13 protein-coding genes are annotated in these 17,746 nt (G+C 40.2%); 7 read left to right on the top strand and 6 right to left on the bottom strand.

The window, feature by feature from the left end; genetic code table 11:
* Positions 1–10: 10 nt before the first annotated feature.
* A complete protein-coding gene (gene typA, locus ED622_RS07915; protein WP_122033487.1) occupies positions 11–1,846 on the bottom strand; it encodes a translational GTPase TypA in 1,836 nt (611 codons plus the stop codon).
* Between the two features lie 557 nt (positions 1,847–2,403).
* On the opposite strand from typA, the gene glnA reads away from it, so the two are divergent.
* The 5 genes from glnA (at position 2,404) to add (ending at position 10,394) form a co-directional block, all read left to right on the top strand.
* Positions 2,404–3,813, top strand: coding sequence for a glutamate--ammonia ligase (gene glnA / locus ED622_RS07920; RefSeq protein WP_122033361.1), 1,410 nt, complete (start codon positions 2,404–2,406; stop codon positions 3,811–3,813).
* Positions 3,814–3,997: 184 nt separating this feature from the next.
* A complete protein-coding gene (gene glnL / locus ED622_RS07925) occupies positions 3,998–5,041 on the top strand; it encodes a nitrogen regulation protein NR(II) (protein ID WP_371413432.1) in 1,044 nt (347 codons plus the stop codon).
* Positions 5,042–5,096: 55 nt separating this feature from the next.
* Positions 5,097–6,500, top strand: a complete 1,404-nt coding sequence (glnG, locus tag ED622_RS07930) for a nitrogen regulation protein NR(I) (RefSeq protein WP_122033362.1) — start codon at positions 5,097–5,099, stop codon at positions 6,498–6,500.
* Between the two features lie 206 nt (positions 6,501–6,706).
* Complete coding sequence (locus ED622_RS07935; RefSeq protein ID WP_122033363.1) at positions 6,707–9,259, top strand: GGDEF and EAL domain-containing protein; 2,553 nt, start codon at positions 6,707–6,709, stop codon at positions 9,257–9,259.
* Positions 9,260–9,392: 133 nt separating this feature from the next.
* Complete coding sequence (add, locus tag ED622_RS07940) at positions 9,393–10,394, top strand: adenosine deaminase (protein WP_122033364.1); 1,002 nt, start codon at positions 9,393–9,395, stop codon at positions 10,392–10,394.
* Positions 10,395–10,542: 148 nt separating this feature from the next.
* On the opposite strand, the gene ED622_RS07945 is transcribed toward add, so the two are convergent.
* A complete protein-coding gene (locus tag ED622_RS07945) occupies positions 10,543–11,178 on the bottom strand; it encodes a bifunctional 4-hydroxy-2-oxoglutarate aldolase/2-dehydro-3-deoxy-phosphogluconate aldolase (RefSeq protein WP_122033365.1) in 636 nt (211 codons plus the stop codon).
* 146 nt (positions 11,179–11,324) lie between these two features.
* Between ED622_RS07945 and ED622_RS07950 the strand changes: the two genes are divergently transcribed.
* Together ED622_RS07950 and ED622_RS07955 are read left to right on the top strand one after the other, a co-directional pair.
* Complete coding sequence (locus ED622_RS07950; protein ID WP_122033366.1) at positions 11,325–12,368, top strand: hypothetical protein; 1,044 nt, start codon at positions 11,325–11,327, stop codon at positions 12,366–12,368.
* A 2-nt stretch (positions 12,369–12,370) separates the two neighbouring features.
* Positions 12,371–12,994 (top strand): tRNA-uridine aminocarboxypropyltransferase, encoded by a 624-nt coding sequence (locus tag ED622_RS07955; RefSeq protein ID WP_122033367.1) that lies wholly within the window; start codon positions 12,371–12,373, stop codon positions 12,992–12,994.
* Here ED622_RS07955 and ED622_RS07960 read toward each other — a convergent pair.
* From ED622_RS07960 to ftnA, 4 genes are all read right to left on the bottom strand, one after another.
* Positions 12,958–15,444, bottom strand: coding sequence for an EAL domain-containing protein (locus tag ED622_RS07960; protein WP_122033368.1), 2,487 nt, complete (start codon positions 15,442–15,444; stop codon positions 12,958–12,960). The genes ED622_RS07955 and ED622_RS07960 overlap by 37 nt on opposite strands.
* A 30-nt stretch (positions 15,445–15,474) precedes the next feature.
* Entirely contained in the window at positions 15,475–16,659 is a 1,185-nt protein-coding gene (locus tag ED622_RS07965; RefSeq protein ID WP_122033369.1) for an NAD(P)/FAD-dependent oxidoreductase, read from the bottom strand.
* A gap of 48 nt (positions 16,660–16,707) precedes the next feature.
* Positions 16,708–17,046 carry a universal stress protein UspB gene (uspB, locus tag ED622_RS07970; RefSeq protein WP_122033370.1) on the bottom strand — a complete coding sequence of 113 codons (339 nt, stop codon included), beginning with the start codon at positions 17,044–17,046 and terminating at the stop codon, positions 16,708–16,710.
* A gap of 94 nt (positions 17,047–17,140) precedes the next feature.
* Positions 17,141–17,668 carry a non-heme ferritin gene (ftnA, locus tag ED622_RS07975; RefSeq protein WP_122033371.1) on the bottom strand — a complete coding sequence of 176 codons (528 nt, stop codon included), beginning with the start codon at positions 17,666–17,668 and terminating at the stop codon, positions 17,141–17,143.
* Positions 17,669–17,746: the final 78 nt, after the last annotated feature.

Below are 17,746 nucleotides of genomic sequence, written 5' to 3' on the forward strand. Positions count from 1 at the left end.
GAATCAATAATTACTTAGGAGCACGACCTGCACGCTTACGATCGTTCTCTGTAAGATGACGCTTACGGATACGGATGCTTGCTGGTGTTACTTCTACTAGCTCATCATCATCGATGAATTCTAGAGCTTGCTCAAGTGTGTACTTGATAGCAGGAGAAAGCGTTTGTGCTTCATCAGTACCAGATGCACGTACGTTAGTCAGTTGCTTACCACGTAGACAGTTGATAGTCAGATCGTTAGCACGGTTATGAATACCGATGATTTGACCTTCGTATACTTCGTCACCGTGTTCAGCAAATAGACGACCACGCTCTTGAAGGTTGAATAGAGAGTAAGTTACTGCTTTACCCATACCGTTCGAGATTAATACGCCGTTAGCACGTTGGCCGATTTCGCCGCCTTTGTGTGGACCGTAGTGATCAAATGAGTGGTAGATTAGACCAGAACCTGAAGTCATTGTTAGGAATTCAGTTTGGAAACCGATAAGACCACGAGAAGGCATCATGAAGTCCATGCGAACACGGCCTTTACCATCTGGAGCCATATCTGTTAGCTCACCCTTACGGATACCAATGCTTTCCATGATTGCACCTTGGTGCTCTTCCATAACATCGATAGTTACTGTTTCAAACGGTTCTGTTAGAACACCGTTTTCATCATTTTTGATGATAACTTCAGGACGAGATACTGCTAGCTCGAAACCTTCACGACGCATGTTTTCGATCAGGATAGATAGGTGAAGTTCACCACGGCCTGATACGCGGAATTTATCTGGATCTGATGCTTGTTCAACACGTAATGCTACGTTGTGAACTAATTCTTTTTCTAGACGCTCAAGGATGTTACGTGAAGTAACGAACTTACCTTCTTTACCAGCGAAAGGTGAGTTGTTTACTTGGAAAGTCATTGTTACTGTTGGTTCGTCAACAGACAGTGGCTTCATCGCTTCAACGTTGTTTACGTCACAGATTGTGTCTGAAATTTTCAGCTCACCAAGACCTGTGATTGCAATGATGTCACCAGCATTTGCAACTTCAACTTCGTGACGGTCAAGACCTAGGTAACCAAGAACTGTACCTACTTTACCGTTACGTTGTTTGCCATCAGCACCAACGATAGTTACTTGTTGGTTTGCTCTTACAGAACCACGAGTAACACGACAAACACCGATTACACCAACGTAAGAGTTGTAATCTAGTTGAGAAACTTGCATTTGTAGAGAACCGTCGATATCAACATTTGGAGCTTCAACGTTATCAACTACAGCTTGGAACAATGGTTCCATGTTCTCGCCGATTTCGCCTTCTTCCATTGTAGCCCAACCGTTTAGAGCTGAAGCGTATACAACTGTGAAGTCTAGTTGCTCATCTGTTGCGCCTAGGTTGTCGAATAGGTCAAAGATTTGGTCCATAACCCAATCAGGACGAGCACCAGGGCGGTCAATCTTGTTGATAACAACGATTGGCTTAAGGCCGTGTGAGAATGCTTTTTGTGTAACGAAACGCGTTTGAGGCATTGGGCCGTCAACTGCATCTACGATAAGAAGAACAGAATCAACCATAGACATAATACGCTCAACTTCACCACCGAAATCGGCGTGTCCAGGAGTATCTACGATGTTGATGCGGTAATCGTTCCAGTTAATTGCTGTATTTTTAGCAAGGATCGTAATACCACGCTCTTTCTCGATGTCGTTCGAGTCCATTACGCGTTCTTCAGTCTCACCACGAGATGATTCTAGTGTGCCTGATTGTTGTAATAGCTTATCAACCAGTGTTGTTTTACCGTGGTCAACGTGCGCAATAATTGCGATATTTCTTAGTTTATCAATCTGTGGAGTAGACATGGATTCAAATTCACTCAGAGCGGGTAGAGCCACCATTGGCGCTACTTTGGTTTAAAAACGGTCAATAATTTAACAGATTTTAGAGCAAAACCCACGAAATATGTGATTGAAGACACAATTTTTTTTCAATTAATTTAATCGAGCCCACAAAAACGACGAAAAAACGACCGCTACGTTTAAAAAAAAGCCAATTTGAACTTCAACTTTATTAAAAAAAACAAAAAACAAAAACATTTCTTTATCAATACGTTAAGAATGAACATATTTTAATTTAGTCCATTTCATACGGAAATTTGATTGACAAATATGCTATTTCCCTGCTGAATAGCAGTCAGAAGTAATTAGTGATGATTTATTTTTTTAATTAGCCCAAACCTTACTCGCACTAAATTGGTGCAAGCAAAGATTAAATTGGTGCAATTAATGAGTAACGCTCAAGGAGAAATAACATAACTCACTAATATTAAAGGATTATTACTTTTGGCACAGTTCTAGCTATATAGAAAATAACAGCTTAGCTGGCCAATATTAAATTATAACACCGGAGGTTATCCTACATGTCAGTAGAAAACGTATTAGCTCTAATTCAAGAGAACGAAGTAAAATTTATTGATTTACGCTTTACCGATACAAAAGGTAAAGAGCAACATATCTCAATCCCTTCTCATCAAGTTGACGCAGACTTCTTCGAAGACGGTAAAATGTTTGATGGTTCTTCAGTTGCTGGCTGGAAAGGCATTAACGAATCTGACATGGTAATGATGCCAGATGCAGCAAGTGCTGTACTTGACCCATTCACGGCAGATCCAACACTAAACATTCGTTGTGACATTCTTGAACCAACAACAATGCAAGGTTACGATCGTGATCCACGCTCAATCGCAAAACGTTCAGAAGATTACCTACGTTCAACAGGTCTTGCTGATACAGTTTTAGTTGGTCCAGAACCAGAATTCTTCCTATTTGATGACGTTCGTTTCAATACTGATATGTCAGGTTCTTTCTTTAAGATTGATGATATTGAAGCAGCATGGAACTCAGGTACGGAATACGAAGGCGGCAACAAAGGCCACCGTCCTGGCGTTAAAGGTGGTTACTTCCCAGTAGCTCCTGTTGATTCATCTCAAGATATCCGTTCTGCTATGTGTTTAATCATGGAAGAAATGGGCCTTGTTGTTGAAGCACACCACCATGAAGTAGCAACAGCAGGTCAAAATGAGATCGCAACACGCTTCAATACGCTAACAAACAAAGCAGATGAAACTCAAATCTATAAGTATGTTGTTCATAACGTAGCTCACGCTTACGGTAAAACAGCGACTTTCATGCCAAAACCTCTTGTTGGTGACAACGGTTCAGGTATGCATGTTCATATGTCATTAAACAAAGATGGGCAAAACCTATTTGCTGGCGATAAATACGGCGGCCTATCTGAAATGGCTATCTTCTTTATTGGCGGCATCATTAAACATGCTCGTGCAATCAATGCATTTGCTAACCCAACAACTAACTCATACAAGCGTCTTGTACCTGGTTTTGAAGCGCCTGTTATGCTTGCATATTCTGCACGTAACCGTTCTGCTTCTATCCGTATCCCTGTGGTACCAAGCCCGAAAGCACGTCGTATCGAAGTTCGTTTTGGTGACCCAGCAGCAAACCCATACTTAAGCTATTCTGCAATGCTAATGGCCGGTCTTGATGGCATTAAGAACAAGATCAACCCAGGTGAAGCAATGGATAAAGATCTATATGACTTACCAGCAGAAGAAGCAGCAGAGATCCCTAAAGTAGCTGAGTCTCTAGATATCGCATTACAAGCTCTAGATTCAGATCGCGAATTCTTGACTGCGGGTGGCGTATTCTCTAATGACTTCATTGATTCTTACATCAACCTTAAAGCTCAAGATGTTGCTGCTCTCAACACAGCAGTTCACCCACTTGAGTTTGAAATGTACTACTCAGTATAATTTCACGTAACCTACTTTGATTACACTGTAGATTGCACTATTTCAGGCTCGCTTTAATTAAGCGGGCCTTTTTTATATTAGAAAAAAGCGGTAAAGGAATTGACATAGTTCCCGTATGAAAAACAAGGTATGATGCACTATAATGGTGCAAAGGATTTTTGTTATAAGGATAATGGCGCTCACTATGGATTTTTCAACCCAACTACTCGAACACCAAGTCACTGCAATTTTACTGCTTGATGATCAGCGTAATATTCATTATGCCAATCCCGCGGCTGAACAACTTTTCTCTCAAAGCGCTCAACGCATGGCTCAACACAGCTTCGATGAGTTATTTCATCATTCTCAATTAGACCTATCCACATTAATGCAGCCTTTGAATACAGGCCAAAGCGTGACTGACAGTGATGTTCGCATCATGATTGAAGATCGTCCGCTATACATTGAAGTGACATCAAGTCCAATTGAGATAAAGAAAAGCCTCTATTTATTGGTTGAGATCCGCCAAATAGAACAGCAACGTCGTTTATCACAAGAAATCAACCAACATGCACAGCAACAAGCAGCCAAAGTCTTAGTTCGAAGCTTAGCGCATGAAATTAAAAACCCATTAGGTGGTTTACGTGGCGCCGCCCAGCTACTAGAGCGAATGCTGCCCAACCCAGAATTACATGAATACACTCAAATTATTATTGAACAAGCTGACCGACTGCGTAATTTAGTCGACCGTTTATTAGGTCCGCAAAAACTAGGCCAAAAGAAGCCTGAAAACCTACACGCTGTGATTGAAAAAGTACGCCAACTCATTGAGTTAAACTCAAGTTACCAAGTACGTATTGTTCGTGATTACGATCCTAGTCTGCCTGACTTTGATATGGATGCCGAGCAGATAGAACAATCAATTTTAAATATCGTCAGTAATGCCGCTGAAATTTTAAAAGATCAACCTGATGGTTTGATTACCCTACGAACTCGTACTGACTATCAAACCAATATTTATGGCCAACGCCACCGACTTGCCGCCAAAATAGACATTATTGATAATGGCCCTGGCATCCCCAGTCATATTCAAGACACACTATTTTATCCAATGGTGAGTGCTCGAGAAGGAGGAACAGGGCTTGGACTCTCAATTTCCCAAAACCTCATCGACCAACATCATGGAAAAATCGATGTGACAAGTTGGCCTGGAAAAACCGTATTTACCATTTACCTTCCACTTAAATAATAAAAATAATGACCACAACAAATACAAATGTATCAGTGGATAACGGAGACAAATTATGAGTAAAGGATTTATTTGGGTTGTTGATGATGACAGCTCTATTCGCTGGGTATTAGAAAAGACACTCACCAGCACCAACATGATGTGTGAAAGCTTCGGCGATGCTGAAAGTGTACTCCAAGCACTAGAGCGAAACGTACCAGATGTGATTATATCTGATATTCGTATGCCGGGAATGGATGGCTTATCACTACTTAATCACGTGCAGGAAAACTACCCTGACCTGCCCGTTATTATCATGACTGCCCATTCAGATTTAGACGCCGCTGTTAGTGCTTATAAAAAAGGGGCTTTTGAGTATTTACCAAAACCTTTTGATATTGATGAAGCTCTTACTTTGGTTGAACGCGCACTTGCTCACAGTCAAGAACAGAAAAAGCAAAACAGTAACAAGCCAGTCAAAGAGCATCATGTTCCAGAAATTATCGGTGAAGCTCCTGCAATGCAGGAAGTATTTCGAGCCATTGGACGCCTTTCTCGCTCTTCAATTTCAGTCTTAATCAATGGTGAATCAGGAACGGGTAAAGAACTCGTTGCTCACGCGCTTCATCGTCATAGCCCGCGCGCTAACAATGAGTTCATTGCTTTAAACATGGCGGCGATCCCAAAAGATCTGATTGAGTCTGAATTGTTTGGCCACGAAAAAGGCGCATTTACTGGTGCAAATGCAGTTCGTAAAGGTCGCTTTGAACAAGCCAATGGTGGAACCTTATTTTTAGATGAAATCGGTGATATGCCACTCGATATCCAAACACGCCTATTAAGAGTATTGGCTGATGGTCAGTTTTATCGCGTTGGCGGGCACTCACCAGTACAAGTCGATGTTCGGATCATCGCCGCAACTCATCAAGACTTGGAAAAATTGGTCGCAGATGGTGGATTTCGTGAAGATTTATTTCACCGCCTCAATGTCATTCGTGTTCATATCCCAGCACTTCGAGAGCGCCGAGAAGACATTCAAAAATTAACAGAGCATTTTTTACACTTGGCCTCTAAAGAATTAGGAATAGAGTGTAAAACACTGAGTAATGAAGCGAGTAAAGCATTAAGCCAATGTGCATGGCCCGGAAATGTAAGGCAGTTAGAAAATACCTGTCGTTGGCTAACCGTCATGGCAAGCAGCCAAGAAGTTCTCGTTTCTGATTTACCTCAAGAGTTATTTAACTCACCGATCAGCATTAGCACTCATGATAATACAGACTGGCAATCTCAACTGAGCGATTGGGTAGAACAACAACTGCATCAAGGGGAAGCTAATATCCTAAATAAAGTCATCCCTAATGTTGAACGTATTTTATTAGAGAAAGCACTTAACCATACTCATGGCCATAAACAGGATGCCGCTAAGCTATTAGGCTGGGGCAGAAATACATTAACTCGAAAATTAAAAGAATTTGAATAGCACTTTTTAAACAGTAAGTTAAGAAGAAAATATACAATCTAACAAACTACTTTCATCATTTAAAAGACAATAAAGCTTCAGTTTTTACCAATATCGTCGCTATCTTATCTGTATAGCTTAAACAGTATACAGATAAAATAACTGCATTTTAGGCAGATTAATCCGCTATAATGCTAAACAGAACGATATTGTATAAAAAGAGCTTTATGAATAATACGACCACCAAAAAGCAGTTTTCTTTAAGATCCGCTGTGATGTTGCCTTTCATTACGGTATTGCTGTTAACACTAAGCGTGGTTTTCTATACCCAAAATAATAGCTATGAGAAATTAGTTGATGATGTCAGTGGTAAAATACTTACCTCTTATACGCAAAACACGCACGCCGATCTAAATATTTTCTTAAAAGCCCCTTTTATCGCCGTTCAGAATATCGTTGACCAAATTCAGCGCTACCAAATGTATCAACCAAACGATACCAAAGACATGCAATCCTACTTAGAACACAGTTTTTTAGGGTTATATAAAGATTTAGAACAGATGGATGTTTTATCTTTCGGTGGTGAACAAAAAGAGTATGTTGGTTTTCGTCGAGAAAGTAATCGCGCGCTCTCTCTTATGCTTCAAGATAAGCGCACAGGAGATGATCTCATTATCTATCGTGGTAATAAAATCTCTGATGATATTCGAACCACTGTATATAATTATGATCCTCGACAAAGGCCTTGGTATATCCCTGCGGCTGACACCTTAACGCCCTCATGGTCAAAAATTTACACCAATGCTGATGAACGCAAAGAGATCACAATCTCCACCATGCATCCTGTTTTTTATGATGATGATTTTATTGGCGTCTTTGCCGCAGATGTAAAGTTAGACTCATTTAATGCCTTTTTAAATAAAGAGACTCAACTGACAAAAGGCTCGATTTATCTTATCGATAATGAGCAGCGCTTAATTGCTCATTCTAATATCGGTAGCATAATCTCTCTTGGCTCACCAAGTAGTCCAGTAGGATCTCGGTTATTAGCAATTGAAAGCTCTGATATTGCGATTCAGAAAAGTGCCGAATACATTAAAGAAAATCAGCTAATGAATCGTAACAAGGCAGAAGTGTTTTGTTTCCCTCATAACGGCGAACGCTACTTCAGCCAAATTACACCTTATCAAGACAGTAATGGCCTTGATTGGTATATCGTCATTGCAATTTCAGAAAGTGATTTACTTGGTCAATTACAACAAGAGCAACGTAAAGGGCTTTTCTTTGGTATTTTACTGGCGTTAGTGGGGCTAATTGTCGGTGTGTACTCAATCACTCAAGTCACTAAACCTATTTTTACTACCGCCAATGCTGCTCGTAACATTGCCAGTGGTAATTGGGATAATAATGTTGAAGCCAAAGGCAGCATCTATGAAACCACGATGCTAATGAACGCCTTTAATGACATGACTCAAAAGCTGCAATCTTCGTTTGAAGCCATGCGCCAACAAATCACCTTTGATTCGTTAACTCAGGTATTAAGCCGACAAGGCCTCATTGAGCATAGCCGAACTATGCTGGATAAACAGCAAGACAATGAGCAAGGGCTTATCCTTATTGGTATTAATAACTTTCGAGATATTAACGACAGCTTGGGCATCTTAGAAGGCGACCAGCTATTAAAACGTATCACTGAACGCTTACAAGCCAGCTTTACTAACAAGAATATTGCGATTGGGCGTGTAGGTGGGGATGAATTTGGGCTTTTCTTTGCTGATATAAAAGGTATTAACCAACTGCAACAGTATGCTCTAGATGTTCATTCCTGCTTTATGACCCCATTTCAAATAAGCACTAACCCGACCTTGATTTCGATCTCTATTGGTTTAGTACACGGTGATTTACATTGTGACTCTATGACGTTATGGCTTAGAAACGCCAGCATTGCACTTGGTCAGGCTAAAAAGAATAACATTAATATTTCTTTATACACCCCTGAGATGGCGGAAGCTTCACTACATAAAGCCAATATAACCGCCGAGTTGGCCTCAGCGATTGAAAACAATGAAATGGTGCCATTTTACCAACCCATCATTGATGTAAAAACAGGGAATATAATTGGTGCTGAAGCACTTATTCGTTGGTTCAATCCACGTAGAGGAATGGTATCACCGTTAGAGTTCATCCCTCTTGCTGAAGATAATGGCATGATTGTTCCTATTGGTGCTCAGATCCTCACTCAAGCATGTCTTGATACAGTAGAACGTATTAATCAAGGCTTGTGGCCACACGATTTCCATATGCACGTCAATCTATCTGTCTGTCAATTAACGCAAGATAACTTCTTAGAAGATCTGGAATTAATATTGCAACAAACAGCAATGCCACCACAAAACTTAACGTTAGAAATCACAGAGTCTCGTCTCGTTAATCACGATACAAACACCACAGATACGATGCAACGTATTCGTGATTTAGGCATTCAAATTGCCATTGATGATTTTGGTACCGGCTACTCTTCACTGGCGTACATTCATAAATTACCTTTTGATGTACTAAAAGTAGATCGCTCATTTATCAAAGATCTCACTGAAGATAATGTTGATTCTTCCATTGCGGCGGCAGTTTATAACATGACAAAAGGCTTCAAAATAACTCTTGTTGCTGAGGGCATTGAGACTCAAGAACAAGCAGAGCTATTAACCCGATTAAATTACGACCATGCACAAGGATTCCTTTATAGTCGTCCACTACCATTATCTGACTGGCCAACAGAATAAGTTAACATCACAGCGCAATCACCAATATTGCGCTGTTTTTGGCCGATCGGCTACTGACATAATAAGCATGACTCTCTATACTCAGTCTTAATATATACACGCATTCACGTCTTTTTTGTAGGAACAGTTAATAATGATAACTAAAACACTCCCTCTTACGGATTTACATCGTCACCTTGATGGCAACATTCGAATTGAAACAATCTTAGATTTAGGTCAGAAATTTGGTCTTAAATTACCTGCTTATGATCTTGAAGCACTGCGCCCTCATGTCCAAATCGTAGAAGCAGAGCCAAGTCTTGTTGCCTTTCTATCTAAGCTTGATTGGGGTGTGGCGGTTCTTGGTGATCTAGACGCATGTCGTCGTGTTGCTTATGAAAACGTACAAGATGCAATGAACGCACAAATTGATTACGCAGAATTACGTTTCTCTCCATACTACATGGCAATGAAGCATAATTTACCAATTGCTGGCGTTGTTGAAGCGGTAGTGGATGGCGTTGAAGCAGGCTGTAAAGATTTTGGTGTGAAAGCCAACCTAATTGGTATTATGAGTCGTACTTTTGGTCAAGACGCTTGTCAGCAAGAACTAGATGGCCTTCTAACTCAAAAGAATAAACTGGTTGCAATCGACTTAGCGGGTGATGAACTAGGGCAACCTGGCGATCGTTTTGTGAGCCACTTTAACCAAGTTCGTGATGCAGGCCTTCGAGTGACGGTACACGCAGGTGAAGCAGCTGGTGCAGAAAGCATGTGGCAAGCAATTAATGAGCTTGGTGCGGTACGTATTGGTCACGGTGTTAAGGCTGTTGAAGATCCTAAACTGATGGAGTTTTTAGCGAAAAACAACATTGGTATTGAGTCATGTTTAACGTCTAACATTCAAACAAGTACGGTTGCTTCGTTCGAATCTCACCCTATCAAAACTTTCCTTGATCACGGTGTTAAGGTTTGTCTAAATACAGATGATCCTGCAGTTGAAGGGATTGAGCTTCCTCATGAATATGAAGTTGCTGCACCAAAAGTTGGCCTAACTCAGGAACAACTTCGTCAAATTCAAATTAATGGTTTGGATCTGGCTTTCCTAAGTGATGCAGAGAAACAAGCATTGCGTGATGTGGCAGCTAAGCGCTAATTAAAGCAGGTTTCAGGGCGCTACGCTTACAGGTTTCAGGAGTACTTGCTTTTGCTCTTCCTGAAGCCTGAGCCCTGAATCCTATCTTTTGCTTTTGCTCTTAGTAGTCTCTAGCTAGCGAAGCGTATAGCTTCTAGTCTCTCAATTCTTACTTAATCAACTCAACCGCTTCTTTCGCAAGTCTTGTCACTTTAACCCAATCTTTTGCAGCAATAGCGTCTTTCGGTAACATCCAAGAACCACCTACAGTCGCCACACAATCTAATGCTGTGTAGTCATTTACATTCTGTGGATTAATGCCGCCCGTTGGACAAAATTGAACTTGTGGTAACGGTGCCGCCATTGCTTTTAATACCGATGGGCCACCAAACGCACTTGCTGGGAAGAATTTTAAGTGTGCATAACCAAGCTCAATCGCACGAATAACTTCTGATGGGGTTGCAACACCTGGGATCAATGGAACATCCGCCGTTTTTGCATGGGCTAATAAGCTTGGTGTAAATCCTGGTGAAATAATAAATTGAGCACCAGCTTCAACCGCTTGATCGTACTGTTGAGTACTGATCACGGTGCCTGCACCAACTAATGCTTTTGGCATCGCTTTACGAATCGCCGTAATTGCTTCTAAAGCAACCGCTGTTCGTAGCGTTATTTCAAATACATTAATCCCACCAGCTGCTAATGCTTGAGCCATTGGTACTGCATCTTCCAACTGTTCAATAACCATAACAGGGACAACAGGTGATGCACTAAATACGTCTGAAGGCGAAAGGTTCCAACTCATATTTCTCTTAGCTCTCTTTATTCATTTAAATAACCCTACTATTTTACGCTAAATTACACCCAATAGCTCTGACAAAGGTGAATTCCCACTCATTTTTACTGTCCTATGGCATACTAGTATTCACACTGACCATGCAGAGAAATAGGATGAAAAGATCACTACTGGCTTTAGGCGCTTTATTATTTATTGCTGGGTGTAGCCAACAATCATCAATAAAAACATCAGGGAACTCTTCTGAGGCTAACCAATTAAATGATGTAAAAACACCGCATACTTTCATGCTGCGTGGCACTGTCATTATTGGGCATGAATCTCAAAGCATTCAGCCTTGTAATAGCGATCAACAATATTGGATAAACCTATCTCCTACGCAATGGCAAGCGGGTACTGATATACAGTCATCCCCTTATCAGCCTATGTATGGTGAATTAATCGGCCATTTTGAGGCGCCACCAAAAGGCGGTTTTGCCAATGATTACCCTGCCCGATTTGTTGTCTCTCAAATAAATACCCTCGTTGCTGGCGAAGGGGCATCTTGTCAACGAAATGTTCAACCTACTAAGGCCTTTGGTACTGAACCATTTTGGAATTTACAGGTAGTTAACGGTGAACTCGTTTTCTCTGAAATGGGAAAACCAAAGCAACAACAAGCCATTACAGAACAAAAACTTGAGATAAATAAGCGTGTTTATCAAAGTCGTGACTTCTCTTTAACCATGACTAAAGGGATCTGCAAAGACAGCATGGTAGAGTCCATTTACGGGTGGAATTCAGAAGTCGATATTGACGGTAAGAAATACCAAGGTTGCGCTACGCTAGCCGCAAAAGATACAACACTCAATTGGGTAGAAGCTTATCAGGGAACAAGCACGATTGGGGATTCAGGATTAACCATTGGTTTAACATTAAATCCTGACCATTCAGCAGTCACTACTTATGACTACAATACAGATGAACCTCAATTGGTTGAAACCGGAGTATGGCAAGCAACTAAGGACAATAAACTTCATGTCCTCATGAGCCGTCATCAACGCCAATACATGATTTCTGAACGTGTCTTTACCCAAAATGGCACCCAAATATCTGCCGATAAAGAACGAGTAAATGGTGTGGTTTTCCCAATTAAATCTGGGTTAACCCTTTATTCAATCGACAACGTAAATTCAACCAGCACGATACAAGGTCAATAATAATGGCTGTCACCAACTCATGCTCTGCCTGTGGTTTTGTACATAACTGTATTTGCGATCATCAGCCACACTTAGACTCCAATATTGAATTTGCTTTGCTTTATCATGAAAACGAACTAGATAAGTTAACCAACACCGGTAAGTTATTACTAAATGGCCTACCTAAAACCAAAAGCTATTTATGGCAAAGAAAAGTACCGCCAGAAGATCTAATTAACCACATAAATCAAGAAGACACTGAAACATGGTTGCTGTTTCCAAGTGATTCGCCAACCCTGAGTTCAGAATATCTTGAATGTAAGGATCCAAACAAAAAGCAGCTCTTTATTTTGTTGGATTCGACATGGCAAGAAGCAAAGAAAATGGTTAACAAAAGTCCTTGGTTAAAAGCGCTTCCTTGTCTTGAATTAACCCCAACAGAAGCGTCTCGCTATCATTTACGTCGGAATCAAAGCCAAGGAAATCTGTGTACTTGTGAAGCGGGAATTGAGGTATTAGAAATGACAAAAGAGCTGAGGAATGCCCAGGCTCTTTCAGACTATTATGATCACTTTTTAACGGTATTTCAGGCAGAACGTAGTGGTCATACTTATGGCTCTAGCGCTTTAGGTGCCCCTAAGAAATAACCTTGTAGGTAATCAACGCCCATGTCTTCAACAATTGAGCACACCTCTTGATTGTGTACAAACTCAGCAACCACTTTGGCATCAAGAGCATGGCAAAGCTGTACCATTTGTTGTGATATGAGGCGTTGACGTCTGTCTTGATGAACATTTTTGATGATCGACCCATCAAGTTTAATGACTTGAGGTTCTAACTTCATAATCTCATCAATATTCGAGTAACCAGACCCAAAATCATCAATAATGATACGTGCCCCAAGACGTCTAAAGTGGTTACATATTTCAATCATATGCCCATAATCTTGGATCTGCTCTGTTTCAAGCACTTCAAACCCAACCCTAAATGGATTATCAAGACGTAAAATCGATGTCTCCAATAGATCTAGCGTCCTATCACTCATTAAGTCTTGCGGTGAGAGGTTAATAGAGAACTTTAGATCATTAGTTTGCATTATTTCAAACGAGCGAGAGATCATTTCACGGCTTAATCGAGTATAAAGATGAGTCCCTTCCACCGCAGGTAAAAACTGCCCTGGGGAAAAAATCTGACCATCTTCTCGAATACGCATTAAACATTCAGTTGAAACCATTTTATGAGTCTTTGCTTCATAAATAGGTTGGCCATATACCAATACGCCTTTCTGAGAAATAGCTCTATTAACACAAGTTAGCCAATCCAGTTGGCTTTGACGTAAGCGCTCCTCATTTAATAAATCACGCGCATTACACAGATGACGATTTCGACGCATAGCAATTCGACGAGCTTCAACCGTTTTTAAAATTAAATCTTCTACTGCGACGTGAGTAAAATCTCGACGACTGATAATTCCACCAGAGACAGCGACACTCAGATAGTCAACATCACTCAACCCGTAAGGTTCAAAATTTTCGTGCTCTAAGTCTTCAATAAAATCGGTGATATGTTTACGCAGATATTCACTGTTCTTTTCGCTGTTAAAAAGAATGCCCCACTCTGCAACGCCAATACTATATAACTCTGTTTCAGTAGAGAGCTTGTCACTCAAATGAGTCTCGATATAAACACTAATATCTTGAAGCAGTTTATCTCCAACCTGATAACCATATTTTTCATTTACTTGGCTTAAATTGGTAAGCTTAAATGATAATAAATGATCAGTATGCGATATATGAGAAAGACGTTCTTTTAGCACAGTACGATTAAGTAATCCTGTGCGCCTATCTGTACGATAAGTTTGAATCAATCTCATCGACTGCTCACTGATCTTTTGCTCCATTTGAGAAGTCATTTTATCGAGCTCACACAATGAGTTTTTAATTAATGAAAATAACGGCGTTAAGTTGTGCGTTCTTGGTGTATGCGAAATAGAAGGCTCAACAAAGATCTCCTCTGATTCTCTTAGAGCCAAATACGTTAAGCTATGATGCAGAATTTGTTGTTTATTCGCACGGAAAAACTCTCCCATACCATACATACCTTGGCATATACCGATATCAGAAAAGCTGTGAAGTTCTGTTGATTCAGAGCTATTCTCAATCCGAGACTCACAATTATAAATAAAAATAGACTCAGGGTGTTTCTCTGCTAGTGCCACCACACCTTGATTTACTTTTTCTTGCGTCAACGATGGATGACTGTAAGAAAAACGAACCTCATCACCAATAGCAACCTCAGAGGCAAACTGTAAGTATCCTTCTTTGGTTATCGATTCAACCGTATTAATCAGTCGCGCCGTTTCCTCTTCAATCATCAAAGGAAAGGCTTGGATCTGACTCAGTGAGAGTTTTTTATTGTCCGCTAAGTATTTACAATAAAACTCATAAGCCGGAATGTGATCAATAGTTTGAACCATTCGCCCTTCAGATGAGGTGATTCGAAAGTGTTTACCTACTGGGTTCCACTCAACAAAGGCTTCATACCATACTTGTAGCACTTCACTATGTAAGGCAATAGCAACAAGATGATCCTGATAAAACTCACCATCCAGAAAAACCCATCGTCCATTGCCTGCATCTGCAGCAACACCACCAGAGACCGGAACCGCATTAGAGTATTCAGAAAATGCTTCAAAGAGAGGGTAATTACTGGCTGAACCATAGCAACCAAATGCGATAACACTTTTTGACGTTTGATTCATCGAGAGTTTTCTGAGTAACTGATGACCGACGTCTTTTTCATTTCTTGAATGAAATACCGCTGCTGAAGTAATACCTGTCGATTCAAATGTCGAGATGGAGATAACTGTAGATTGGGTATAAATAGAAGAATTAACACTAGCATGAATAACGCTGAGACCAATGATCTCAGCATTTGGAAAACGTTTTTTTAGTAATGAATAGTAACTACGAACGCACTCTTTTGATTGAGATGAGAAAATCTGTATCAAACACGAGGGGCTTTGTTGGACGATTAATGAATCACACTCTTCTTGTAATTGAACAACATCTTGTACACTTAACGAAAGAGTTTTCATTATCTATTTAGCCTTTATTAATTATAATATTTACACATTTATTCCTGCTACATAGCCGCTTGACCATGCCCACTGGAAGTTATATCCACCTAACCAACCACTAACATCCATGACTTCGCCGACAAAATATAACCCTGATACTTTCTTGCATTCCATCGTTTTAGAAGAAAGTTCATCAGTATGAACCCCACCCAAAGTCACTTCTGCCGTACGGTATCCTTCCGTACCATTAGGTAATATTTTCCATTGGTGAATCAAAGAGCATAATTGTTCTTGCTCTTTATGGTTGACTTGTTTTAGAGACCTATCATGAAAAATCGTATTATTTAATAAGGTCTCTACCACTCTCTTAGGTAAAAACTTCGCAAGTGAGTTCTTAACACTTTGATTTGGATGGCATTCACGCATCTTATCTAATTCTTCAGATAAGTCGTCATTAGGTAATAGATCTATCATTACTTTTTGACCTGCGTTCCAATATGATGAAATTTGTAGGATAGAAGGGCCTGATAAACCGCGATGTGTGAACAATAAATTCTCTTTAAAGTTATCACCACTTTCTGATTCAACAACCACAGGGATCGCAATACCTGAAAGCTCAGAAAACGCTTCTTTATCTTCTTTATGCAAAGTGAAAGGCACAAGACCAGCTGATGTTGGAACCATAGAGAGGTCAAATTGCTCAGCTAACTGGTAGCCAAATGGCGTCGCGCCTAATTTAGGCATAGACAAGCCCCCCGTTGCGACAACTAGGGATTCACACTCAATAGTGTCTGTATCTAACTTAAGAGAAAAACCAGATTCTTGCTTGGCAATATCTGAGATAGCACAACGATAACGGTAATTAACCCCTGCTAATTCACATTCTTTAAGCAGCATATCGACGATCTCTTTCGCTGAATCAACACAGAACAGTTGACCATGATCTCGCTCTTCAAAGTCAATGCCATATTTGGAAATCAATGAAATGAAATCCCAATTGGTGTATTGGGATAATGCTGATTTTACGAAGTGAGGGTTTTTACACACATAGTTATGGGCAGTAACATCGTAGTTAGTGAAATTACAGCGACCACCACCAGAGATCAGGATTTTTCTTCCTGGTTTCTTAGCATGATCAACCACTAATACACTACGGCCTCGTTTACCGGCTTCTGCTGCACACATTAATCCGGCAGCACCTGCACCGATAACTACTACGTCTACTTTTTTCATGACACTCTCACCCAAATTCAATTGGCAGGGAGTGTACTATTATCAGCGCTAGATGCCCAAACTAATTACTAAGAAAAACACAGCCACACTCACTAGTAATAACGCACTAGAGAGCATAAATAAATAACGGGCTTTTTCGCATTTAAAGACAAAGAGTGTGTCGTAATGATCTAGATACTCTTCTTGCCATAGATATTGAAACAGTTTGGTTTGCTTACCAATGTTACCGTGGGTAGTGAAGAATCCACGACCATCTACTTGCTGATAAAGTAAAGGGTGCGCTTCTTTCATCACAAAAAGAAGGGTTTTTAATGTGCTCAAATAACGAATAATGTTGATACCCGTTACTGAAAATAACGCTAATAATATAAGGTCGCCACTTATCATAATCACCTCGACATACTTGTCTATGTGCTTAATAAGTAACGACCCTTGATGTACTTACATTATCTGTAGACGTCTACATTGCAAAGATTGATACTTATCCAGCAGTGCTATCCATAATAGATGTAGAACCAGATTTTGCTAATACTGCTAAATCTTTATCGATAAAGAACAATGCTTTACCGTCTTCACCTACTAGGTCAATTTTATCTAAAATACCTTTGAATAATTTCTCTTCTTCATGCTGCTCAGCCACATACCACTGAAGGAAATTAAACGTTGAGTAGTCTTGTGCAGTAAACGCCACATGAGCCAGTTTATTGATCTCTTGCGTGATCATTTGCTCATGTTCCAATGTGGTACGAAATACATCGCCTAAGCCAGAAAACTCTGATTGTGGGGCTTCAATCGCACCTAAGATTGGCATCGCGCCAGTTTCACTTACATAAGTAAATAAACGCTGCATATGCTCCATTTCTTCGGTTGCGTGAGCTCGGAAAAATGACGCTGCGCCATCAAAACCTTTGTCTTCACACCAAGCACTCATCTGTAAGTATAGATTAGATGAGAAAAATTCTAGGTTAATTTGTGCATTTAGATGATCAACCATCGTTTTAGCTAACATATTTATGTTCCTTTATGAGCAATTATCATTAGAAATTACAACAATTCTATCATATCTCGTTCTACAAATACTTATTCA

It is taken from the genome of Aliivibrio sp. EL58 (assembly GCF_900312675.1).
Classification (GTDB): Bacteria; Pseudomonadota; Gammaproteobacteria; order Enterobacterales; family Vibrionaceae; genus Aliivibrio.